At 42.1% G+C, this 23,160-nt stretch carries 20 protein-coding genes; 8 read left to right on the top strand and 12 right to left on the bottom strand.

Annotation, left to right across the window (positions count from 1 at the left end):
• Window positions 1-18 precede the first annotated feature (18 nt).
• Window positions 19-2,940: an FAD-binding and (Fe-S)-binding domain-containing protein gene (locus tag EW142_RS03655; RefSeq protein ID WP_130609791.1), complete on the top strand. Its 2,922-nt coding sequence runs from the start codon at window positions 19-21 to the stop codon at window positions 2,938-2,940.
• On the opposite strand, the gene EW142_RS03650 is transcribed toward EW142_RS03655, so the two are convergent.
• Window positions 2,902-3,807: a UDP-2,3-diacylglucosamine diphosphatase gene (locus EW142_RS03650; RefSeq protein WP_130609788.1), complete on the bottom strand. Its 906-nt coding sequence runs from the start codon at window positions 3,805-3,807 to the stop codon at window positions 2,902-2,904. The genes EW142_RS03655 and EW142_RS03650 overlap by 39 nt on opposite strands.
• Before the next feature lie 189 nt (window positions 3,808-3,996).
• On the opposite strand from EW142_RS03650, the gene aroC reads away from it, so the two are divergent.
• From aroC to EW142_RS03620, 6 genes are read left to right on the top strand one after another with little or no spacing between them, the layout of a single operon-like run.
• Complete coding sequence (gene aroC, locus EW142_RS03645; protein ID WP_130612451.1) at window positions 3,997-5,061, top strand: chorismate synthase; 1,065 nt, start codon at window positions 3,997-3,999, stop codon at window positions 5,059-5,061.
• Window positions 5,062-5,116: 55 nt separating this feature from the next.
• Complete coding sequence (locus tag EW142_RS03640) at window positions 5,117-6,442, top strand: dicarboxylate/amino acid:cation symporter (protein ID WP_130609785.1); 1,326 nt, start codon at window positions 5,117-5,119, stop codon at window positions 6,440-6,442.
• A 19-nt stretch (window positions 6,443-6,461) separates the two neighbouring features.
• Window positions 6,462-7,496, top strand: a complete 1,035-nt coding sequence (gene gshB, locus EW142_RS03635) for a glutathione synthase (RefSeq protein WP_130609783.1) — start codon at window positions 6,462-6,464, stop codon at window positions 7,494-7,496.
• Window positions 7,489-8,316 (top strand): N-formylglutamate amidohydrolase, encoded by an 828-nt coding sequence (locus EW142_RS03630; RefSeq protein WP_130609780.1) that lies wholly within the window; start codon window positions 7,489-7,491, stop codon window positions 8,314-8,316. The genes gshB and EW142_RS03630 overlap by 8 nt, the downstream gene beginning before the upstream one ends.
• Window positions 8,316-9,485, top strand: coding sequence for a flavohemoglobin expression-modulating QEGLA motif protein (locus tag EW142_RS03625; RefSeq protein ID WP_165395244.1), 1,170 nt, complete (start codon window positions 8,316-8,318; stop codon window positions 9,483-9,485). The genes EW142_RS03630 and EW142_RS03625 overlap by 1 nt, the downstream gene beginning before the upstream one ends.
• 13 nt (window positions 9,486-9,498) lie before the next feature.
• Window positions 9,499-10,230, top strand: coding sequence for a hypothetical protein (locus tag EW142_RS03620; protein ID WP_130609774.1), 732 nt, complete (start codon window positions 9,499-9,501; stop codon window positions 10,228-10,230).
• 42 nt (window positions 10,231-10,272) lie between these two features.
• Here the strand turns inward: EW142_RS03620 and EW142_RS03615 are convergent, their stop codons facing one another.
• The 5 genes from EW142_RS03615 to EW142_RS03595 form a co-directional block, all read right to left on the bottom strand.
• Window positions 10,273-11,127, bottom strand: a complete 855-nt coding sequence (locus tag EW142_RS03615) for a hypothetical protein (RefSeq protein WP_130609771.1) — start codon at window positions 11,125-11,127, stop codon at window positions 10,273-10,275.
• A gap of 285 nt (window positions 11,128-11,412) precedes the next feature.
• A complete protein-coding gene (locus tag EW142_RS03610) occupies window positions 11,413-13,509 on the bottom strand; it encodes a DUF4139 domain-containing protein (protein ID WP_130609768.1) in 2,097 nt (698 codons plus the stop codon).
• A 108-nt stretch (window positions 13,510-13,617) separates the two neighbouring features.
• On the bottom strand, window positions 13,618-14,025 hold the full coding sequence (locus tag EW142_RS03605; protein ID WP_130609765.1) for a thiol-disulfide oxidoreductase DCC family protein: 408 nt from the start codon (window positions 14,023-14,025) through the stop codon (window positions 13,618-13,620).
• Window positions 14,026-14,109: 84 nt separating this feature from the next.
• Window positions 14,110-15,360, bottom strand: coding sequence for an amidohydrolase family protein (locus EW142_RS03600; protein WP_130609763.1), 1,251 nt, complete (start codon window positions 15,358-15,360; stop codon window positions 14,110-14,112).
• A gap of 140 nt (window positions 15,361-15,500) precedes the next feature.
• The gene (locus EW142_RS03595; protein WP_130609760.1) at window positions 15,501-16,643 is read right to left on the bottom strand and encodes a serine hydrolase domain-containing protein; all 1,143 of its coding nucleotides are present in this window, start codon (window positions 16,641-16,643) and stop codon (window positions 15,501-15,503) included.
• A gap of 206 nt (window positions 16,644-16,849) precedes the next feature.
• Between EW142_RS03595 and EW142_RS03590 the strand changes: the two genes are divergently transcribed.
• Window positions 16,850-17,323 carry a cupin domain-containing protein gene (locus EW142_RS03590; protein WP_313790907.1) on the top strand — a complete coding sequence of 158 codons (474 nt, stop codon included), beginning with the start codon at window positions 16,850-16,852 and terminating at the stop codon, window positions 17,321-17,323.
• A 44-nt stretch (window positions 17,324-17,367) separates the two neighbouring features.
• Here EW142_RS03590 and EW142_RS16855 read toward each other — a convergent pair whose 3' ends face one another.
• From EW142_RS16855 to EW142_RS03565, 6 genes are all read right to left on the bottom strand, one after another.
• Window positions 17,368-18,516, bottom strand: a complete 1,149-nt coding sequence (locus EW142_RS16855; RefSeq protein WP_335341149.1) for an FAD-dependent oxidoreductase — start codon at window positions 18,514-18,516, stop codon at window positions 17,368-17,370.
• A gap of 29 nt (window positions 18,517-18,545) precedes the next feature.
• The gene (locus tag EW142_RS16850) at window positions 18,546-19,202 is read right to left on the bottom strand and encodes an NAD(P)-binding protein (protein ID WP_240740151.1); all 657 of its coding nucleotides are present in this window, start codon (window positions 19,200-19,202) and stop codon (window positions 18,546-18,548) included.
• A 206-nt stretch (window positions 19,203-19,408) separates the two neighbouring features.
• Window positions 19,409-19,999, bottom strand: a complete 591-nt coding sequence (locus EW142_RS03580; RefSeq protein WP_130609757.1) for a hypothetical protein — start codon at window positions 19,997-19,999, stop codon at window positions 19,409-19,411.
• Window positions 20,000-20,267: 268 nt separating this feature from the next.
• Entirely contained in the window at window positions 20,268-21,068 is an 801-nt protein-coding gene (locus tag EW142_RS03575; protein WP_130609753.1) for a hypothetical protein, read from the bottom strand.
• A 133-nt stretch (window positions 21,069-21,201) separates the two neighbouring features.
• A complete protein-coding gene (locus tag EW142_RS03570; protein WP_165395218.1) occupies window positions 21,202-22,095 on the bottom strand; it encodes a PD40 domain-containing protein in 894 nt (297 codons plus the stop codon).
• Between the two features lie 140 nt (window positions 22,096-22,235).
• Window positions 22,236-23,057 (bottom strand): alpha/beta hydrolase family protein, encoded by an 822-nt coding sequence (locus tag EW142_RS03565; RefSeq protein WP_130609748.1) that lies wholly within the window; start codon window positions 23,055-23,057, stop codon window positions 22,236-22,238.
• Window positions 23,058-23,160: the final 103 nt, after the last annotated feature.

Raw genomic sequence — 23,160 nt, 5'->3', positions numbered from 1 at the left:
ACCAAAAATTGTTCCAGTTTGGATAATTCTTTCTTAGCAACCCTTGAAAAAAACCTTGAAGGTGAATTGCTGTTCGATGATTTAATTAAAGCGCTTTACGCAACGGATGCTTCGGTCTACCGAAAGCTGCCCATGGCCGTGGCATACCCTAAAACCGTAGGGGACATTAAATCTCTGGTGAAAGCGGCCAATGAAAATGGTGTGGGACTAATTCCAAGAACCGCTGGAACTTCACTGGCGGGACAATGTGTAGGCGATGGTATCATAGTGGATGTCTCCAAACATTTTACCAAGATCATAGACTTGGACGTGGACAAAAAGCAAATTCGGGTGCAACCTGGGGTCGTTCGTGATGAACTCAATCAATACCTAAAGCCCCATAGACTCTTTTTTGGACCTAACACCTCTACGGCAAATCGTTGCATGATAGGCGGGATGGTCGGCAATAATTCGTCAGGTACGACCTCAATCCAATATGGCGTAACCCGTGATAAAGTAGTGGCTTTACAATGTGTTCTTTCGGATGGAAGCGAAGCATATTTCTCCAATCTTTCAAAAAACGAACTGGCAGCTAAAACTAATGAAAGTACCTTGGAAGCTGGGATTTACAACTTCTTATTGGGTGAGCTTTCGAAGGATGAGGTTCAAAAAAGTATTGTTGAGGAATTCCCAAAACCAGAGATACACCGAAGAAATACCGGATATGCCGTAGACGAGCTTTTGAAGAGCAATGTATTTGGAGGCAATACGGACGGAATCAATTTATGTAAGCTACTTGCAGGCAGTGAAGGAACCTTGGCCTTCACCACAGAAATCACCCTTCAGTTGGATGATTTGCCCCCGACCATGGCTGCCATGGTCTGCACCCACTACCACACATTGGAAGATTGTCTTGCAGACGTTGCTCCGGTTATGGAGCATAATCTACATACCTGTGAGATGATGGACAAGGTTATTTTGGACTGTACCAAAAATAATAGATCACAGCTTGAAAATCGTTTTTTTGTGGAAGGTGACCCTGCCGGGATTTTAATGCTGGAGGTAAAAGCGCAATCGAAAGAAAACCTAGATAAGCAAATTAGTGAACTTCTATCGACCATCAAAAAATCGGGGTTGAGCTATGCGAGCCCGGTGCTTTATGAATCCGATATCAATAAGGCTCTAGAGTTGAGAAAAGCCGGTCTTGGTTTGCTGGGAAATATGGTCGGTGATAGAAAGGCAGTTGCTTGTATCGAGGATACTGCAGTGGCCTTGAATGACCTTAAGGATTTCATTGGAGAATTCACCGAGATTATGAGGGGGTATGGGCAAGAAGCCGTTTACTATGCCCATGCAGGTGCTGGGGAACTCCATCTAAGGCCTATTCTTAATCTAAAAAAATCGAAAGATGTCACGCTTTTTAGGTCCATTACCACCGAAGTGGCCCAATTGACCAAAAAATACAAAGGAAGTTTTAGCGGAGAACATGGTGATGGTATTGTAAGGGCTGAGTTTATTCCTTTGATGATTGGGGATAAAAACTATGAACTGTTAAAACAAATAAAGTCTGCTTTTGATCCCAAAAATGTCTTTAACCCAGGTAAAATTGTAGAAGCCTTTCCCATGGATGAGTCCCTACGTTATGAGATAGATCGCTCAGAACCGGAGGTAAGCACGCTTATGGATTTTTCCGACAGCGAGGGCATCCTTAAAGCCGCTGAAAAGTGTAATGGCAGTGGGGATTGCAGGAAGAGCCATCATATGAGTGGAGGCATGTGTCCAAGCTATCAAGCCACCAAAAATGAAAAGGATACAACAAGGGCCAGGGCTAATGCGTTAAGAGAGTTTTTGACGAATTCTGATAAGAACAATAACTTTGATCATAAGGAACTCAAAGAGGTGTTTGATCTCTGTTTAAGTTGTAAAGCCTGCGCTAGTGAATGTCCCAGCAATGTGGATGTGGCCACACTAAAAGCGGAATTTCAATTTCAATATCAAGAAGCGAACGGATATTCTTTGCGCAGCAAGCTTTTCGCCCATAATTCCAAACTAAATGCCTTAGGCAGCCTTGTAGCTCCCTTGACCAATGCCATTTACGAATCAAAGACCCTTGGGGGATTGTTAAAACGCGGCTCGGGTGTCGCGGAACAACGGAGTTTGCCCAAAGTGTATCGCTTCAATTTTGAAAAATTTTTGGGAAGGCACCAATCAAAATCTTCAATAAAGCGGCAAAAAGTGGTGCTATATATTGATGAATTCACCCGTTTTTTAGATGTTGAGGTGGGTAAGGATGCCATTGCGCTATTATGTGGCTTAGGTTATGAAGTGCGCCTATTTTTTGCAGAAAGTGGCCGAACCTATCTCTCCAAAGGCTACCTAAAACAAGCAAAAAAGTTGGTTGCAAAAAACATGGTAAAGTTAGCTTCAATTTTGGGGGAAGACCTCCCTATCGTAGGTTTGGAACCTTCTTCGGTGTTGACATTTCGCGATGAGTACAAGAGACTTTATCACGATGAAAAGGCATTGGAAAAATTAAATGCCAACACCTATTTGCTCGAGGAGTTCTTATCCGAGGAAATCGGCAATGGTAAGCTGTCTTCCGAGACCTTTACCCAAGAGGAAAGGGTAGTGAAAATACATAACCATTGTCATCAAAAGGCGCTGTCCAATCAAAAAATCACCTTTGATGTGCTCAATCTTCCGAAAAATTACAAAGTTTCCATCATTCCTTCAGGATGCTGTGGCATGGCCGGTTCTTTTGGGTACGAAAAGGAACATTATGAAACCAGTATGCAGGTGGGAGAACTCAAATTGTTTCCGGCAGTTAGAAAATCAGAAGAAGATGTAATAATTGCGGCCAATGGCACGAGTTGCCGACATCAGATTTTTGATGGGACGGGAAGAAAAGCGAAGCACCCGGCATCAATCTTGCGCGAGGCCTTGGTTGCCCAAATTACCTAGATTTTCATCTTCGGTTTTTTCAAGATTAACCTTTTCCGCATCAACTTCTTTATCCGTTATCGAGGCAATTAGCTCATTCATGTCCATTTCTTTTAAGTCCTCATCGACAAAAAATGGAGAAAGCTTATCATGATTGTAATGGTAAATTCGCCATCTCTTGAATGAATACTCCAAAGCAGTCAGGTTTTCTACCCAATCCCCAGAATTTAAATAGAGACATTTTCCATTTTTGTTTTCAAAATGTTCCTTTTTTGGCTGATGGATATGTCCACAAACCACATAGTCATATCCATTTTCGATGGCTAGTTCTGCAGCAGTCTTTTCAAAGTCATTGATATATTTGACAGCACCTTTCACGCCATTTTTAATGCGTTTGGAGAGCGAGTATTTTTCCCTTCCGGTTTTCACAAGACACCAGTTCACAAAATTGTTGAGCATGATGAGCACGTCATATCCATAGCCACCAAGCTTGGCCAACCATTTTGCATTTTGAATTGATATGTCAAAAACATCCCCATGGAAAATCCAGGCTTTTTTTCCGTCTAAATTCAATACCAATTTGTTCGCTACTTTAAAATTTCCCATTGAAGCATCACTGAACTTCCTAAGCATTTCATCATGATTTCCAGTGATATAGAAAACCTCAGTACCTTTTGAGGCCATTCCAATTAGTTTCTTGAGCACTTTGAGATGAGAAGCGGGAAAATACCGTTTGCTAAATTGCCAAATATCAATGATATCGCCGTTGAGTACCAATTTTTTGGGCTCTATGCTGTTCAAGTAGGCAATAAGTTCATCAGCGTGACAACCATATGTACCCAAATGGACATCGGAGATAACCGCCAACTCTATCTTCCTCTTTTTCAAATTGAATGGATTTAAATGCAAAATAACAGCGTAGGAATAAACTGTAAATGAATTTCATTTCAATAATTCCTAAGCATACGGTTAATAAAACATCAACAAAGCCAAGGGTATGTTAGTTAAAGATTAACTGGAACAGCTGTTTTTTTAAAACCAGCATAACCGCTAACTTTGGCGCTTATCCTATTTGATATGGCAGGGAACACATTTGGTCAAATATTTCGGCTTACCACTTTTGGGGAATCCCATGGTAAGGCCATTGGGGGTGTCATTGATGGTTGCCCGGCAGGTCTGGAATTGGATTTGACTAAAATCCAATCCGAACTTGACCGAAGAAAGCCCGGTCAATCTGCAATTGTGACCCAGCGCAAGGAACCGGATACCGTTGAGTTTTTTTCTGGACTTTTTGAGGGAAAAACGACAGGTACCCCCATCGGGTTCGCTATTCACAACACCAATCAGAAATCAAAAGACTATTCCCATATCAAAGATTCATATCGCCCTTCACATGCCGATTATGTGTATGATAAAAAATATGGTTTTCGTGATTATCGTGGTGGCGGTAGAAGCTCCGCTCGTGAAACAGCTAGCCGTGTGGTTGCCGGAGCCATTGCAAAGCAGCTACTTTCTGAGGTAAGCATCAATGCTTTTGTTTCCCAAGTGGGCGAAATTAAGCTCGATAGGAATTACAGCGAATTGGATTTTTCCCAAATTGAAAGCAATCCTGTGCGTTGCCCAGACCCGGATACCGCGCTACGGATGGAGGAGTATATCAAGAAAATCAAAAAACAAGGTGATACCATAGGCGGTGTGATCACAGGGGTCATCCAAAATGTACCCATCGGTCTGGGCGAACCTGTTTTTGATAAGCTCCATGCCAAGTTGGGAGCGGCGATGCTCTCCATTAATGCGGTGAAAGGTTTTGAGTATGGAAGCGGTTTTGATGGCGTTTTAATGAAGGGTAGTGAGCATAACGATTCTTTCAATTCAGACGGTACAACCACAACCAATCGAAGTGGTGGGGTTCAAGGAGGCATTTCCAACGGAATGGATATTTACTTCAATGTAGCATTCAAACCCGTGGCCACTGTTCTTCAGGCCTATGAAACCATAAATAAGGAAGGGGAGAAGGTAACCACCCAAGGCAAAGGAAGGCATGATCCCTGCGTGGTTCCAAGAGCAGTCCCAATTGTGGAGGCCATGGCCGCTTTAGTGATGGCAGACTATTACCTTTTGGCCCGAACCAACAAAATGTAAGGCCGTTATTAATTTTTCCCTTCAAAATAGTATCTTAACTCGCTAAAAGACACACATGCGCAAACTCGAACTGCACTGGCAGATTCTGATTGGAATGGTATTGGGGGTGATTTTTGGGTTTTTGATGACCCAGATCTATTGGGGAAAGGGATTTGTTTCTGATTGGATACAACCCATCGGTACCATCTTCGTAAAGCTCTTAAAACTAATAGCCATTCCATTGATTATTGCCTCATTGGTAAAAGGAATCTCTGATTTAAAGGACATTTCGAAGTTTCGCAATATTGGAGTTCGCACCATTCTTATCTATATCACAACAACTGTTGTGGCCATTACTATTGGACTTTTAATGGTAAATGTGATGACCCCAGGAAATGGAATTTCTGAGGAAACCATTACTCAACTTACTGAAACCTATGCCAGTGACACGGCGGTAACCTCCAAATTGGAGGAAGCGTCCCGACAGAAAAGTAGTGGGCCGCTTCAATTTCTTGTGGATATGGTTCCGGAAAATGCCTTGGCAGCCATGAGCGACAATAAATTGATGCTTCAGGTTATATTTTTTACGATTTTCTTGGGCATTTCCATGTTGCTGATTGGTGAGAAAAATGCCAAGCCACTCAAAAAATTCTTCGATTCCCTGAATGATGTCATACTAAAAATGGTTGATCTGATCATGTTGACGGCACCTTATGCGGTATTTGCTCTTTTGGCAGGTGTTGTGGTTTCTTCCGGTGACCCCGATTTGCTCTATGCTTTATTGCGCTATGCCGGAGTTGTGGTGTTGGGTCTTGTGTTGATGATTGTTTTTTACTCGGTCGTGGTATCAACCTTTACTAAAAAGAATCCATTTTGGTTCCTAAAAGAAATTAGTCCTGCACAATTGCTAGCCTTTTCAACCAGCTCAAGTGCAGCTACCTTGCCGGTCACCATGGAAAGGGTAGAGGAACATATAGGCGTCGATAAGGAAGTATCCAGTTTTGTGCTGCCCGTTGGAGCAACCATCAATATGGACGGTACAAGTCTTTACCAGGGGGTCGCCGCGGTATTTATTTCCCAAGCACTCGGGTTTGACTTGAGTTTTGGGGATCAATTGACCATAGTTTTAACCGCACTTCTGGCGTCGATTGGGTCAGCAGCAGTTCCTGGTGCAGGTATGGTCATGTTGGTCATTGTGTTGGAATCCATTGGTTTCCCTGCGGATAAATTGGCTATTGGTCTTGCTTTGATATTTGCGGTAGATCGGCCTTTGGATATGTGTAGAACTGTGGTGAACGTTACGGGTGATGCCACGGTATCGATGATCGTTGCCAAATCTGTCGGTAAACTGGGGAAACCCAAGGTGCGGGAGTGGGACGACCACTTGGAAGAAGTAAGATAACCTTCAAAAATAATCGGTCATGAACATCTGTTTTTTAATGTATCCATGGGATGAGATTCGCCAACCCGAAAACGATACCAGTCTTGCATTGATTCATGAATGCGTAAAGCGAAATCACGGGGTAGCTATTTGCTCTCCGGCGAACCTTACCATACGAAATAGTGTGACCAGTGCTTTTTGCACGGTGATCAATCGGATGGAAAAGGTGTCCAGCAGTCTTAAAACTTTTTACAAACAGGCCTCCTTAAGGGAGGAGATGTTGCCCTTGGCAGGTTTTGATGTCATTTTTATGAGGGCCAACCCACCTTTAGATCCTTTGATGCTCAATTTTCTTGATTCTGTAAAGGATGATGTGTTTATTGTCAATTCCTTGCAGGGTCTACGGGAAGCGAACAATAAGCTGTACACCGCTGCCTTTGGGGACAGCCATAGTAATATCATCCCCGCTACCCATGTCTCCAAAAACAAACGATATTTGGTTCAACAGATCAAGGAATCTTCAGCGGACAAGATGATATTAAAACCACTTAACGGTTTTGGGGGCTCTGGGGTTATTTTGATCGAGAAATCGGCTATGTCCAACATCAATTCCTTGTTGGATTTTTATGTGACCAATTCGGATGGAAGTTCCAACTATGTCATCCTCCAGGAGTACATTGAAGGTGCTGATCAGGGAGATGTTCGTATTTTATTGTTGAACGGAGAACCCATTGGTGCCATGCGACGCATACCTGGGTCAGATGATCATCGCTCCAACGTATCAGCAGGTGGTTCGGTGGCCAAACATTCCCTCACCAAGGAAGAAAAGGCACTTTGCAAACAGATTGGACCCAAATTGGTCAACGACGGACTTTATTTTGTTGGGATAGATGTAATCGGTGGTAAATTGGTGGAGGTGAACGTTATGTCCCCCGGAGGGATAACCTATATCAACAAAGTATATAAGACCAAGGCGCAATGCAAGGTCATCGATTTTATAGAAAGTAAGGTAGTTGATAAACTTCAGGCCTTCGACCGGAGGTCTAGATTGCGTAGTGAAGTAGAAAATGCTTAGACTGACCACGGATGAAATCATTGGTTTAATTGAAAAGGAAACCTGCTTTGAGGCGGTTTCCTCCGATTATTCCTTTACCCTAAAAATCTCTGAATATGTTCCCTTTGTTTGCGGAGCCGTCCATGACGGGCACCATTTTCGGCATGCATTGTGGGACAATTGCCTCCATACCGAATACGAAAGGTGGTATGAAGAGGATCCATGTACCAAACAGATGGTAAATACGTTTCCCATCTTGATTGCCGGTTTGGACAGTCGATTTGAATACGATTTAAATCGAGAACCTGAACGGGCTATTTATGAGGATGCTTGGGGCAAACAATTGTGGAAGAAGCCGCTAATGGAAGATGAGAAGAACCTAAGCCTTTCAAAGCACACCAACTTTTATAGGGTAGTTAAAGTTTTGATTGAAAAGCTAGAGGCTAAGTTTAAGCATATCATTGTTTTTGATATGCACAGTTACAATTGGAAACGATGGGATAGGGAAGTGCCTGTTTGGAATCTAGGCACCTCCAATATTGATATGGACCGTTTTGGGGATTTGGCCGAATTTTGGAGCCGTAAATTGGGTACGATGAACCTGCCCAATGGTATTGGCAACCTTTCAAGGATCAATGATACCTTTCAGGGCAATGGCTATTTTTTGAAGTATATGACCCGAAATTTTGAAAATACCTTAGTGCTCGCCACGGAAATATCGAAAGTATATTGTGATGAACATACCGGAATCATCTTTCCAGAAGTGGTTCGAAGTGTGGAACATCAATTACGAACAATGATTCCAGAAATGGTCAAAGAGTTTCATAGGGGAGTTAAATGATGAAGACAGAACAAATACAGGAGTTGGAAAGGCAATACGGCCATGTTTTTGAGGTCGATGCCAATCTCGACCGCTTGATTAAGAGTATTGAGTTGCTGAGCTATGTGAATCCGAAGAACATAGAGAAGGAAAAGCATCGTTTTTTTACCTCGAAGTACGCTATTGACCCCGAATTTACCTATCCGAAGGTTCAATTCAATCCATTTAAGCTACAGCGGCTTTTCTTTGCCCAACGTTTAGAGCGCATTCAAGATGATACCATCTGTAAAATGTATATGGATGTTATCAACTATTACTCCAATATGATCCAGTGCATAGAGACTATTGGAAAAGGGAGGCATTTTTATTACAATTCACTAAGCGTATATGGCACGCCTACGGAAAAAGATGTTCAAAATGCGCGCTTCATTCTCCATTTTGCTGATGAACCCACTTCCGCCGATATGGAAAAGGTATATACCCCCCATGAGGCCTGTTCCTATTTTGAAGATTTTGCCAAGCAATACGATTTCCCGATTAACATTAAGTATTCCACAAATATTGCTGCCGAGGCCATGGTGAGTAATAGCGCTCAGGCTCTTCTAATAAAAAAGAACGTCAAATTCAGTAAAAACCAGCTGCTCACTCTCGCCAATCACGAAATAGGCATACACTTGGTGACCACTTATAATGGGTTGCTTCAACCTTTGAAAGTATTCTCAAACGGATTTCCCAAAAATGTGGAAACCCAAGAAGGTTTGGCGGTTTTCAGCGAATATATGGGAGGGGCCCTGACCTTGAAACGGCTTAAGGAGCTGGCCTATCGCGTGCTGGCCGCCGATAGTTTGATTAAGGGCTATTCTTTTGCCGATACTTTTGATTTGATCCATGGCCATTACAAGCTCAATCGAGATGAGGCTTTTGGCATCACACTTCGGGCCCATAGGGGTGGAGGTTTTACAAAAGACCGATTATACTTAAGCGGGTTGCGCAAAATCTATAAACGGTACCAAAGGGAGGAAAGTCTTGACATTCTACTTTCCGGCAAGGTGGCCCTCGAAGACGAGGACACCATTAAATACCTTCATACTTTGGGACTGGCCCAGCCAATTACACACAAAACCCTTTCTTTCACACAAAAGTTGAATACCAATAAGACTTTGGATTTTATCTTGAACAACCTAAGATAAGAACCAATACCTTATGAAAAATTTGAAAGCCCCCATTGTGGGCCTTGTCGCCTTTTTTGCCCTTATATTGAATGGTCTGGCCCAACAGGACATAGAAAAACGATTTCCCCTTAAAGCTTATGGTTTTGATAGAAATGGAGATGTCCGAAGCATGGTCGAAATGGAAAACATGTTCCTTTCCAAAGATGAACGGGAACCCATTGAAGAATATGATAAAATTCGAATGGACACATTGATTATCCATAAACGTTTGGGAGCGAACGATTTTATTATTGGTCGGAGCAATATGCCCGGGGTTGGGCTGCTGCACCGAGAAATATTGGTGCCAGGGGAGGTAGCGGTTTTCAGTGCACCTATTCAAGGAAACACAGTGGAGGAAGTGGAAGCGAAATACAAAGCCAAGGAATATTCCTCTCTTGCCAAACTAGAGATTCAACACATGTATTCGAATTCAAAAAAGAATGAGATTGAAATGGCGCCCGGGCTTGATGAAATTACTCGGGACGATTTGATCAAGTCCCTTTCTTGGCGGGAGGAATTAGGAGAGACCATAAAAGCTATAATGGAACAGGACCCAGAAACATCACGATTTAGGGTACGTAGCATGGTGGAAGCCCACCGCAACCAAAAATTGGTGCTCATGGGATATAATCCCTATAAACAAGTAGTGTACAACTGGGAAAAGCAATTTGAAGGAGATGAGGAGGTTATTGAGTTACTTACAACACCCATTTCTTTTGAATAATGGAATAAAAAAAGGCGGACTCTAAGGTCCGCCTTAATTTTTTTATAGATTGGCAGAGGTCAATACTTGATCTAAGACATACTTCAATCCTGTTTTCCATTCTTGGCCCCCACTTGCCAAGTTGGATTTATATGAACGCTCATCCGAAAGCTTCGTGGAATAGGTTTCTTTGCCCTCACCACCATAGACGATTAGTTCAATATCGTATTTTAAGCTTGACTCTGCTTCTTGGGCAGGAGCATCATCATAAAATCCGGAGCTTTTGGGTTTAGATTGATTCTTGGTTTCACTCACAGTAATAATGACCAGATGCTCAGCTTTTAAAGCTGCTTGTAATTTGTCGATGGGGGAGGTGGCCAATTGTTGAAAGCCAATACCTGCATCGACCAACATGCTGATCGTCTTTGACATCTCTTGCACTTCTATGGGTTGTGATTGGTTCTTATCCGCTAAATAGGTCGTTGCGAATCGTGTGATTTGGCTTGAGGTATCCTTGTCAAAACCTCCATTTTTGGTAAAACTGGAAGGCACCACAACCAACTTGTTGTTTTCTACGCCAGGGCCCAAAAAGATTTCTTCCGTTGGAATAGGTTCTTTCGTTTGTTCTGGTATAAAATTTTCTTTTGCTACCATTTTAGTGGCACTAGAACTTTCTGGGGAACCCGAAAAGTTTTGGGTACGCCCACTGGAAAAAACAATCTTTTGCAGGTTGGTTGTACTTAACTCATTGATCAAGGTTTCCCCCGGATAACTAAAACTGATGGAGGAGGCCGTTACCTTAACCACCTTTCCTTGGATGATTTCACCGGAGTTGGTGAATAGAATGTCGTTGTTGCCGGTTTGGGCAAAGGCCACAAATGCAAGTGGCAGAAATAAGAGTAGAAATAACTTTTTCATTTTCAATTTTGATTTTTTTTGTTAGTAAAAGGCTACGCACACCGAGTATCCACGAAATTCATGAAGCCTTTTCCCAGAAGATTGCTCATGGGGTCTTGAATGGAAAAAGAAGAGCCAAAAAATTCGGTGGAACCGTAATAAAAACGTCACAAATTCGGTGCCAGTTATTGCCAAAAATCCAATGAAAAAATTAATTTTTAGTTAATACATCAGGGATATTAGCGAATAATCCCTAAAATGGTAAAGAACCTACCATTTTAGGGATAATTTTTAAATGAATTCCAGTTAGAGGGAAATATACCTCCCTCTCGGATATTTCACCTGAAACGAAAAGGTCTCCGTTTGGGTTTGTTTGGAATTTAATTTCATTTTCCAAGTTAACAATCCCTTTTTCTGATCATAGTCTGCGGAGTTGGTTACGATATCCTCCACCTTGATTTCTTTGTTTTGTGATTTTGGAATGCGGTCCATTAATTTAAAGTCAACCGCCACATTTTTGTTGTTTTTAACTTCCAATATATAGGTTCGGTCCAAGATGCGATTATTGCCCGTAAAGGATTTCCGCTTAAAGTTCCGTTCCTGCGTCCGGGTTACAGTGATGTTGGGATCTATCCCCAAGGAAAGTACCATTTTCTTTTTGGTGGTGTAGGGGTCCAGCACAGTTTTCCCGGCATAGGTACCCTCGAAGTAGATGTTGGCCTCCCCGGGCAATAGTTGATGTTTTTCCCAATCCTTAAAACTAGCAGTCAAAAAGACATTTTCATTAATAAGTGGTGTAGCAAAGTACTCGTAATTGGCAGGCATCTTAAAGGTGTTGATCTCAATAGCGGTAATATCTCCATCCGAAACCACCGAATATGGTTTTTTGATTGCGAACTCCGTTTTGGTAGCCCCTTCCTTAACGCTGCTCTTTTTAGTGGTAATCAAAACCACTCCATTGCTGCCTCGGCTTCCATAAATGGCAGTATTGGAACCCTTTAGTATTTCAATATTTTGTATTTCACTCGCATCCAAATCCCCTTCAGAAAATCCTTCAACAGGAATACCATCCACAATGTATAATGGAGTGGGTTCTTGGTATCGAATTTTAGAAGTTGCGCCTGCTAACCCTGAGGTACCTCGTATTTGAACACCCGCAGTTTTACCCTGAATCAATCGTTCAGGACTAACAGAGTATACTGCTCCTGTTATATTGTTGCTATTCGATTGGCCATAACCAACAACCACCACCTCATCCAAAGCTTGGAAATCCTCCTCCATACGAACGTTCATGATGGAGGAATATAAAGGAAGCTCTTGGGTGACTTGGCCGATATAGGAGAAGACCAACTCTTGCCCGAAGGGAACGTCTAGCGTGTAATTACCATCAAAGTCGGTGGCAGTACCTGTTGAGGTGCCTTTGATCACAACATTGACCCCAGGTAAGGGCAGTCCAGAAGCATCCGTCACCGTACCGGCCACCTTTTTTACATTGGGATTAAAAGCATAGCCCTTTTTCTTGGCAGAGGGAGCATATCTTTTTTGATAGGAGCTCACAAAATTCAGATACTGGGTCTCCACATTGGGCTTGGCTATGTTGTAATTAGGGTTGCCCGTGGACAAGACCACTTTAACGTCCTCCCAGTCTTGACCTGTATTTTGGTAAACGTTGGCCTTATAGGCCAAGTTGAGCGGTGCGTTGAGGGAGGTGGACTTAATATCGTAATTGGGCACCCAGCCAGCATCCTTCACCATATAGTTTAAGGTGATATTAAGGTCAGTGGTGATGGGCGCATCAAACTTAATGGTAATTTCCCCTTGTTCTTTTTCTGGAACTTGATTGGCCTCGGCGATTTGTTTTTGCAAGGCGTTCTTCTCCAAGTTCAGCTCAGTGATTTCGAGTTGGGTCTTAAAGATTTCGTTTTTAATGCCGGTAATGCGCTCGCGGTAGTACTGGCTTATCTGTTTTACCTTTTCTAGGCTAAGCGCTTGGTTGTCGGTACTGACCAATCGATTGGTATTAATGACTTTTTCCTCTTCCTGCAATCCCAGAATTTTGTTTTTTAAGAGAGCCATTTTGTATTCCAAGCTTTTTATTTCGTCTTCCCAGGTCTGCACTTGTGGATTGCTTTCCTTTTGGTCCAGATAGTTGATGTCGTAGGCAATGGAAAGAATTGAAACTGCGCTAAGGCCCGAAACTTGAATGCTGCTTTCATCAATTTTGTGAGACAGGCCGGTGAAAATGACCTCATTGGACCCTTCCAAGAGATGGCATTGGGCCGTTCTTGTGATCTGTGCCCCGCTTAAGTACACAGTTACTTCCTTGATTTTTGAAGGTACTTTTCGTTCGTTGGCGAACAAAAGAAAGGGGAGCGTAAAAAAGAGAATGATTAGATTTTTCATAACGGTCGGATTAGAATTATAACCCAAACCTAAAATTCAACCCACTTATTTAAAACCAGCAATGATCTACGGGGCTTTTTTGGAGAGGAAGAGGGTGCTTTGGGTGAGTTAACCCAAAAACTTAGCCTGCAGTTCAGGAGTAGGAATCATACAGGCATCTTTTCGGCCGAACCACTTGTAGCGGTTTCGGGCGATAAGGTCGTAGATGGCATCTCGAAAGACTTTCGGAATCCATGTGAAGAGGGCCAAACCTTTCCAAAGACCTCCAAAATCCTGGGCAATTCTAAGAGCTGCATCCGATTTGGTGAAATAGGCCACGCCTGGCTCGATAAGTATGATGGAATCCACTTTGGTAGTATCGATAGAACGCTCTTGGATAAGCTCCTTGCCAATCTCACTTTGAAGAGCAGCATAGCGAAACACATCTTTTTTGTCGCGTTTAATGATAAATTGAATGGCACCGTTACAGAGGTTGCAAACACCGTCAAAAAGTATCACTTTTTTGTCCTTTTCCACAGTGTAAAGATACGCACTGGAAGAGTAAAACCCTAGTCTGGGCAAAGGGCACGGAAATCCGCATTCGCGAGCTGCAAATTCTAATTATGGCAAGATGGTACCCTGCTTCACTTTTAAACTGATTTGGTCGTTGATGTCCTCAATACTATCCAAAGGATTGGTATTCAATACCAAAAAGCTGGCGTCATAGCCTTCTTTTAAAAAACCAATTTTTCTATTGGGAAAGGTGGTGGTTGCTGAGTTTTCGCACCACATTTTAAGGAGTTCGCGATTGTCGAAGACCTTGAGGGAATGTAAAAGTTTGAATTCCTCAGCAGAAGTGTCGTTGTACATATCCGAGCCAATGGCAATTTGAACACCAGCATCTTTCAAGATCTTAAGGTTCGAAGCAATATTGGCCAGCAGCTGTTCGTAATTCGGTTTTTTCTTGTTTTTCGTCACCAAGGATGCCGTGGTCACCACAACCACCTCATTTTCTTTCGCCAATTTTGCATCTTTGGCCGAAATAAGCTTCCCATTATGAATCTCAGGTAGATGTGCAATTTCATCGACCCCGGAGGTCACCGCCACATGAAAATCATGGGCCGTGGCCACATGGGCGCTTACCCTTAAATTATCGTTATGTGCTTTTGAAACGATTTTCGGAACCAAGTTTGGATCAAGGCCCTTTTGGCCAAAATAAGCCGTATCGTTTTTTCGCTTTTGGTACTCTTCGGAATAGAGGAGGTTGATTTTGATGAAATCAGGTTGAAACGATAGTACTTGGTCCCATTTACGGTTGAGGTCCTCCTCCGTGTCCACAATAAAGAAGCCATGTGACTCAATCTCTTCCAAGGAATTGAATAGCCCATCGAAATACCCGTAATCCAAAAATCGTTTTCTAAGGGCAACAGGATGCCCGCCGGTTGCGGTAAGAGGAGCATGGGCCCAACTTACGTCCAAACCCGTTGGTTTATTGTAGTGGTGTAGCAAGGGATCCACTCGCTTCTTTATGGATGAAAGATGTTTTACATAAAACACTCCATTATCCAGATAAGCCTTAATGCGTTTCTCCAGTCCGTAATCGCTTTCCAGATTGTGGTTATGGGCCTCGGCAAAAGGGGGTATTACATACTTGCCTGTGAGGTCTATCACCGTGTCGTTTTGGATATTCCCTTGGGTAAAACTTAAAACTCCGTTGTTGACCCATACGGTTCGTTGCTCAAAAGTATGGCCATTGAACCAACGACCGTTGGTAAGCTCCATGCTCATACTTTTAGGTTGCGGGTCAGGAGTTTTTGGCTGAAAGGAAAACAAAAACAAGGTGAGGACAAGCCAAAGGATTGTATTTTTCATACAGGTTGTTTTTATAAGGACGATCGCTTTTGGCGAATGTGACAACCTTAGGTTGTAACCAAGGGATGCGGGCTATCGCCCTATAATAGCCTGTTATAAGTTACAGAGATTTAACCAGAAAGCCTGGTTGATCCCAGATTTCAGTGTGGGGTAGTCCAGTATGGGCTTGAATCGGTGTTGTCTAGGTAAATTTTGGATAGGCTTTCAACGATTTCATGAACCAGAACACCTGATAGATTGGTGAATAGAATAATCGTGAGCTTGTCTTCTGGATAAATGGCGAACGCAGCCCTACCACCACCGATGGGCAATACCGCTGGATGATTTTCGCGATTCACCACCGGCCATCCCAGGCCATAGCCATTAAAGATATCCCCAAAACCCCCGTAGCTGCCATCGTCAAGCTGAACGGCTTGCCACATTTTTTCTATGGAAGTGTTGTTCTGTAAAAACTTACCCGATTGCAGAGCCAACACCCACTTAGCCATTTCATGGGCAGAACTGAAAGCACCCGCATCAGCCCTAAGCATTGAAGGGAATTCTTCGCTTACTTCTAAAAGCTGGTCACCTTTTACGTAATCTCCAATGGCTTTATCCATTAGATAATAGCTGTAGGTAGGGCTTTTGTTTTCGACCACGTCAAAGGAATTTCCGAATACGGTTTTGTGCATTTGTGCAATGTCAAATTGATTTTTTTTAACGAATGCTTCAAAGGAGCTTTCGCCATACTTTTCAATGAGTTTTTGAATCAAGAGGTAATTGGTGGCATTGTAGTTGAATTTTGCCCCAGCTTTAAACTGTAGTGGCATTTTCCGCACTTTTACCCAAGCCGAATCCGGTCCTTTTCCTCCAATGAGGCCTTCGGTGTTGGGGTCTTCAATATCGGGAAGTCCGGAAGTATGACTCAGGAGTTGTTCAATGGTAATCTCGCTCCAATCGTCAGGAAGACCATCAATGTGCATTGAAATGGGTTCCGAAATTTGGAATTTTCCTTTTTCAACCAGTTGCATTATGGCTGTGGCGGCAAAAACTTTGGCTATGGAGTTGATAGAGAAAATCGTGTTTTCTTGTGTTCGTATCGAAAAGGGCACGTTTGCAAATCCCAAGTTCTCAGACAGTACAATTTCGTTTTTTTGGATCACAATAGCCTGCAATCCGGGGATTCCTTGTTGTTCCATTTCCTGTTCAAGATATTCTACAGCCTTTTGGTTCTTATTCTGATCAAGAATGTTACAGCTGATGAAAAGTAAAAAGGGTATAAGGAGTATGACAAGTCGTCCCATGGTGTTGGTTTACCTAGAGGACGACCGATGCGGAATAATGTTACCTGTTGGGAAAAGAATGCTTCCCTAAAATGAAAAGGGGTTCAACACCTATCGCGGGACCGTAAGATACAATCTTGCGGTAGCTGGGGATATCCACCAAATCTTGATACTGAACTGAAATTTCTATCTTGTATTCAATTGAGACATTTTTTATTTAAAGTTCCATCGATGAAAAATTTAGTTACCCTTTTACTCGTTACAGTGCCCTTTTTAATACAAGCCCAAAGCTCGGAGTACAATCTAAGCTCATATTAAGTGAAGGGGTCAAAGCTCCCAATACCCATCATCTGGGTGATGCTTGGTTAAACTTTTTAATAGAATCGGATGAGGATTTCGATTATAACATTACCGAAGCAACCTTTAGTGCCAACTCCACCTTAGATTGGCACAAGCACACCACAGTTCAGGTAATTATTGTTGTTGAAGGTGAGGGGTATTATCAAGAAAGAGGCAAGGAACCCATTATCATGAAAAAAGGGGATGTGATCCGATGCGCAAAGGGCACAGAACATTGGCACACCTCATCTGTGGACAACAAGGTTTCTTATATCGCTGTTTATGGGAAAGAACCCACCGTTTGGACCGAAAAGCTCTCACGGGAATACTATGATAGTGTAGCCCAAAAACTTAACGACTGACGTGGACTACGAGATTCAATCTTGCGGGAGCGGGGGAGTTCCTACTAGCCCATAGGCCCAAATACCATTGCCTCATCACCGATATCGATTCGCTCACAGCTTTTTGAAAAGCTACTGCCATCGAGTTGAATCTTAAACTTTAACTGGTCCTCCTCACCATTGGATGCCAAAGGAAGCCAGCGATAGGGTACATCCAGTGCTGTTACTTGGGGGTCTTTAAGATTGAGGATAGCGTATTGCCCTTCTTGGTGGTCAAACGCGTCTGGTTTTTCAAACCGTAGTTCGAGGGTTTCATCGTCAAGGGTTTCGAGCCCAGTTACCGCGACAATTCTGCTATCGGAAAACTTTGCATCATCACATGGGGTCCAAATCTTGTCTTTGTTCATTTGCAAGGCCGCCAAGAATCCAGCCATTATGCTGCCCTCAAAACCACCGCCGGGAAATGCCCAGGCCGAAGCAAAATACAGATTGGGAATCAAGAAATTATTTCGAAACCGTTTGGATGCGGTCAAGTCCAACGTCTGTGCAAAACCGTAAACCGCGCCTCCGGGGTTGGAAGTGTATCGCTTAATGGTCTTCGGAGTCGAGACTTCATAGTATTCCACACTTTCTTTGATTCCAGGGAATTTTTCATCCAATCGTTGTAGTAAGATCTGGGCCACTTCTTCTTTTTTGGCCTTATAGTCTTCATCGCTAAGACCTTCCCATTGTTTCAGATAATCCACCGCACAGATTACCCCGGCAGCTTTATCCGGGGGTGCTAGCCCGGCATCGACCTTTTCATAATCCACAAAGATGAAACTGCGTTTGGCCCAATCGCCCAATTGATTGGGGTGTACATCTTTTAGACGTTTTACATCATCACCTTGAATAAAGTTCGAATAGTATTTAACCCCAAACTGATCTACTTTTTGCTTAAAGCCCAAATACATACAGAGCAACGAGGTGGAATTGGGGTGTGCATCTATCTTTTTCCCAAGCGCACTGGCATAGGGCTCATCCAGTAAGCTCGGCACTATGGGCATGGCACAATTCGCAATGACATTGTCACAATTCACGGTTACGGGTGGGTCTTCCTTTCTAAAGGTATCGCGAAAGGTTACACCTGTTGCTTGCCCGTTGTTGGTAACAATTTTCTGCACCTTTTTACCCAATAAAACGGTGCCGCCATGCTTCTCAATATAGGCCGCCAGATGATCGGACAGCTTTTGCGACCCCCCTTTTATAAAATGCCCCCCCTTTCGATAAAGCCCGAAAAAGGTAGCCCAAAATAGAACATCGACAAGGTGTAGGGGTCATCGCCCCAGTAGGCAATATGGGCCACGAGGTCCAGTTTTGCGTTTTCATTGTTGATGTGTTTATCCAGCCACGAGCCCACCGTATGTTTCGTTGCTGATACTAGGTTGGGGCAAAGCAAAGGCATCAGCGGATAGATCAACTTGCGCTTTAAGGGCGAACGCGGTAAGCTGTGCGCTTCCTTTCGGATGCCCTGAATGAGTTTTATAAACTTTTTTATGCCCTTTTCCTCCTCAGGATATTTGTCTAGGAGCGCTTGGGTCGCAGCATCAAAGCCATGCGGAAAAACAAAGTCTTCTCCGTCCGATACCACCCCATAGAACTCGGGTACCTGCAAAAATTCGACATGTTTATCCACGTCCAACATCTTAAAGACGTTTCTGACGTTGCCGTTCTCTACCAAGCCGCTCATTTCATGCAGGCCGACCTCAATGATGAAATCGCCCCGCTTAAAAGTGGTGGCACAGCCTCCAGGCTTGTAGTGTTGTTCCAGTAATAGGACTTTCTTTCCGAATTTGGTCAAGGTGGCTCCTGCGGTCAATCCAGCAAGGCCACCCCCAATTATGATAGTGTTGTACCTCATGACTGAAGATTTTATTCGATTGATACTAAAGGAAATAGATGTCGGATAATACGGAATTACCATCGAATTAACGATGACAACCGTCATGATTCGAGCGGTATTTAGGGGGTGGAAAACAAGGCCGGAAAGCACTAAAGGTAAGAACATGGAACCACAAGATGTAATCTTGTGGGAGCGGGGGCTATATACCGTATTGTAACCAGTATTTATTCAAATTTGGAGTTTAGAAATGCGTCTAACATTTTTTGTCCAATTATTTCATCAACAGAGGTAATATTCATTGTGAATTCTTTTTTATCAAATAATCGACTAAAACCAATGGTTTTCATTTTTATGCCATTAGGGAAATCTATTGAAATATCAAACCTTTGGAATTCCAATCCGCTTACTTTTTGAGTTGACGATATAGAGTCAAGTTTTGCATCAGGCATTTGTGTCTCAAAAGTTTGATATATCATCTCATTTACTTCAGAATATGTTTCCATGTAATCCCCGTCAATTTCAATATCAAAGGGTTGCCAATTTGCTCCAAAGTTATTAAACTGCCCATTTTTATATGTGAAAATAGTTGTTGCTTGATTATCTACTTCTTCTTCAAAAGTGTTTTCAATCGCATTTATTCCTTTTTTTAAAGTTTTATTCCATACTGCTTGATTTATTGGTTCAAAATTTTCAGGAATATTTACAGTCCAATTAAATTCTTCTATTTTAAGAGTTTCCGGACTTGATTTAGTTTGACTATTACAACTTGAGAACAGAAGTAAAAGAATTATGCAGTTCAAAATTGTTTTTTTCATTTCACTTTTTTGTATTGGTTACAACGGTCTGGGCTATGAGTAGTTGTGTGTTTTAGTAATTAACTTTTGCAAGCCTGCCTGCCGGCAGGCAGGTACACACCAAGTTGAAAATCCGCGTCCCGATAGCTATTGGGATTCAGAAGTAAGCGAGAACTAGCAACCCGCCAGACCGGGTCTTTCGGGCTGGTTACTTATAGCCTTGTTGGGCAACGTTTTTAAACTGCTCCACTATCTAAATAACTATTTGTATGTACTACTAATTGTCAACTTAAAAATATATTTCTCTAGATAATACCAAAATAAACAGTAATGTAAGAAAAGAGGCTATGGAAATTAGCCAATAATTTCTTGTCAATGTTGGTTTATCTGCAATTTCTTTATTTAAAGTTGTGGGTACTTTTATGAAAGCTGCAATTAGCATGGGGCTTAGGAAGAAAAAACTATTTCCAAACGCCCCTAAAACTAAAAGGCCTAAATTGTCAGAAACCATATTTAAAGCTGCTATAACTGAAACAAGTGTTGCAGATATATAGGGTAAGACTAAGATTTTTTTCTCATACCGGTTCGTAATACCCTTAAAAAAGAAGACTCTTTTGTAATTAACAGCAATTTTAAATCCAACATAAATAAGAGAAACACCAACAATAAGTTCAAGTGTTTTCCATAGCCATAAAGGTGATAAACCTTTTAAAAATACAGACCAATCCATTCCAGAACTCAAGAATTGGCTAAAAGCAATGTAACCTCCTGTATTTAAAATAAATATTATTGATGTTATCCATAAGAAGTATCCTTTCCATGAGTTTTTTGTTTTTTGTTTTTTAAAAAAATAGAAAGAGGTGAATCCTAATATCAAATTAATTATTGAACCAGAAGCAATGAATACTTTTTGCTGTAAAAAAGAAAAATCAGGTTGACTTGCTTTGAAAAACATTGTACTTACAGAAATGGCTTTGCCTCCAAAGAACAGATTTGATCCGCCATGACCAATTACTTCATGGGTCACAACTCTTAATATCCAACAAATTGCTCCCACAGCCAATAATGTTAACGTATCATTTTTTTTCATGATTGCGTAATTATTTTTTTAATGTTACCCAACAACTAAGCTAAGGACCGTTTTTAAGGTCTTTAGCAAGATACAAAAAGGACTTTAGTGATTATAGCGGGACCACAAGATCATCTTGTGGTAGGGGGGGATATCATTTCTCCGACAACTCCAATTCACAAATTTGATAATTCCCATTCCTATAGGCCGTTACCAAAATCCTATTTTCTTTAGGATGCCAATTGGGTAATGTGTCCCCTTCTTCGTTGTGCGTTATTTGCGTTTTGTTGTTGCCATCCCGATCCATAATAAAAATCTCGGGTCTTGAACCTTCCATGGATGTCACATAAACTATCTGCGAATTGTCAAAGGACCATGAAGGACAGAAGTTGTGTGTTTTCCAAAGGGTAAGTCTGGCTTCCACACCTGTCTCTAAATTTATGCCGTAAATTTCATCGTCCTTGTTGTCCGTGTCTTTTCTTGAGAAATAGACAATTTCCTTTCCATCTTTAGACCATCTTGGATAAAAATTCCGCTTCCCATTTTCAATTATTGTTTTAACCCTCTTGCCCTTTTTGGAAAGGAGGACAATTTTGCTTTTTTGTTCCGATTCCCTCAAGCTGACCGCTATTCTTTTTCCATTGGGGGAATAGGACGCAAACACAAACTCCCCATCTTTGGTGTTTTGCTTTAATTTTTTTTCTTTCCCACTTCTTAGGTTAAGGGTAAATAATTCATTGCTCCCATTTCTGTTGGATTCGAACAACACCTTTTCTCCATTAGGATGCCAACTTGGTCTTCTATCCTCTGATTCATTGTAGGTAAGCCTTTTTACATTCTCGCCTTGCGAATTCATCATATAGATGTCCCAGTTTCCATCTCGGTTCGATTCGAATACGATCCATTCCCCATTTGGGGAATAGGAGGCATAGCGGTCTTCATGAGTAGTTTCGGTAAGGCATCTTTCTACCCATACGGCTTTGTGTTGACCCAAGGCCCAATTGGCTTGAAACAGCACAACGGCTATAAGTATTGAAACTTTGTACACTTTTTTTCGATTTCTTGTGAGGAACAATTCAGCTACGTAGCATTACTGGGGTCCTTACCAAGATACAAAAAGGACTTCAGCACCAATAACGTGGACCAAAAGATGCCATCCTGTGATAGCAAGGGGTCGTACCACCAGTTTTATTCCACAAGCGCTTTAATAATTTCAAATATTTTGTTGTTGAAAGCTATTTCGTGACCTCGGTTTTCAAGAATAACGAAGTTGACTTTCTTGTTGTTTTCCTTTAATGCTTTTACATATTTTGAAGCAATATTGAGAGGTACGGTTTTATCATCCTCTCCATGGACCACAACAATTTCTATTGAACTATCGATGCTATCGAGCACTTCAATGGGAGAAAGGCTTGTCACCTCGATATCCCAAATTCGTGCTTCTGGCTGTAATCCCTTCATGTGCTTTCGCCATAAATGAAGGTCACAAGGGCAGGAGACAAGTACCGCCTTGGAATAGGTGTTTGAATATTGCGCAATTAAGTTGGCAGATATGGCGGCTCCGCCCGAATGTCCCACCAAAATTATTTTCGAAGGATTGTATTTTTTCTTCAAATCGGCAGTCAGATTATGTATTGACTCCAAAACCTCCTTGGTATAATTATCTCCCGTGGTATAGCCCCGTTCTCCTTTTGAACGGTTCCCCTCATTGTCCGTGTAACCGGGTCTTAGAACCCCTACGGCAACAACATTATTATTCTCATTTGCTATTTGTCTGGCGATGCCATATTGATATGAAGGATTGTTAAAGGGCGCATCGCCATGAAGAACCAAAAACAGTGTTGGACTATTCAATGTTCCTGAACTAACATAGGGTATATGAAATAATTCAGAGGGTTTGGGATTAGGGTTGTGATTTTCATTCTGAGTTTGCGCATAGGCTAAACCAATAGAAAGAAGTACGATTAAAAAAACGAGGCCTGTTTTCTTTTTAAAGTTTATTTGGTCCATTTAGATTTCATGGGTTGCTGCAACAAAGCTAAGGAAAGTTCAAATGGCCTTTACCGAGTTACGAAAAGGGTTTCAGCAGTGTTAACGTAAGCCACAAGATGCC

The sequence above is a fragment of the Flagellimonas allohymeniacidonis genome, from assembly GCF_004296335.1.
Lineage (GTDB): Bacteria > Bacteroidota > Bacteroidia > Flavobacteriales > Flavobacteriaceae > Flagellimonas > Flagellimonas allohymeniacidonis.
Note: the sequence above shows the minus strand (reverse complement) of the source record. Positions and strands in the feature narration are given on the sequence as shown.

Bases quoted from the DNA above. Each gene is read 5' to 3' on its own strand.
- aroC (WP_130612451.1), top strand. From the start codon at position 3,997: ATGGCAGGGAACACATTTGGTCAAATATTTCGGCTTACCACTTTTGGG.
- EW142_RS03640 (WP_130609785.1), top strand. From the start codon at position 5,117: ATGCGCAAACTCGAACTGCACTGGCAGATTCTGATTGGAATGGTATTG.
- gshB (WP_130609783.1), top strand. From the start codon at position 6,462: ATGAACATCTGTTTTTTAATGTATCCATGGGATGAGATTCGCCAACCC.
- EW142_RS03630 (WP_130609780.1), top strand. From the start codon at position 7,489: ATGCTTAGACTGACCACGGATGAAATCATTGGTTTAATTGAAAAGGAA.
- EW142_RS03625 (WP_165395244.1), top strand. From the start codon at position 8,316: ATGAAGACAGAACAAATACAGGAGTTGGAAAGGCAATACGGCCATGTT.
- EW142_RS03620 (WP_130609774.1), top strand. From the start codon at position 9,499: ATGAAAAATTTGAAAGCCCCCATTGTGGGCCTTGTCGCCTTTTTTGCC.
- EW142_RS03615 (WP_130609771.1), bottom strand. From the start codon at position 11,127: ATGAAAAAGTTATTTCTACTCTTATTTCTGCCACTTGCATTTGTGGCC.
- EW142_RS03610 (WP_130609768.1), bottom strand. From the start codon at position 13,509: ATGAAAAATCTAATCATTCTCTTTTTTACGCTCCCCTTTCTTTTGTTC.
- EW142_RS03600 (WP_130609763.1), bottom strand. From the start codon at position 15,360: ATGAAAAATACAATCCTTTGGCTTGTCCTCACCTTGTTTTTGTTTTCC.
- EW142_RS03595 (WP_130609760.1), bottom strand. From the start codon at position 16,643: ATGGGACGACTTGTCATACTCCTTATACCCTTTTTACTTTTCATCAGC.
- EW142_RS16850 (WP_240740151.1), bottom strand. From the start codon at position 19,202: ATGAGGTACAACACTATCATAATTGGGGGTGGCCTTGCTGGATTGACC.
- EW142_RS03580 (WP_130609757.1), bottom strand. From the start codon at position 19,999: ATGAAAAAAACAATTTTGAACTGCATAATTCTTTTACTTCTGTTCTCA.
- EW142_RS03575 (WP_130609753.1), bottom strand. From the start codon at position 21,068: ATGAAAAAAAATGATACGTTAACATTATTGGCTGTGGGAGCAATTTGT.
- EW142_RS03565 (WP_130609748.1), bottom strand. From the start codon at position 23,057: ATGGACCAAATAAACTTTAAAAAGAAAACAGGCCTCGTTTTTTTAATC.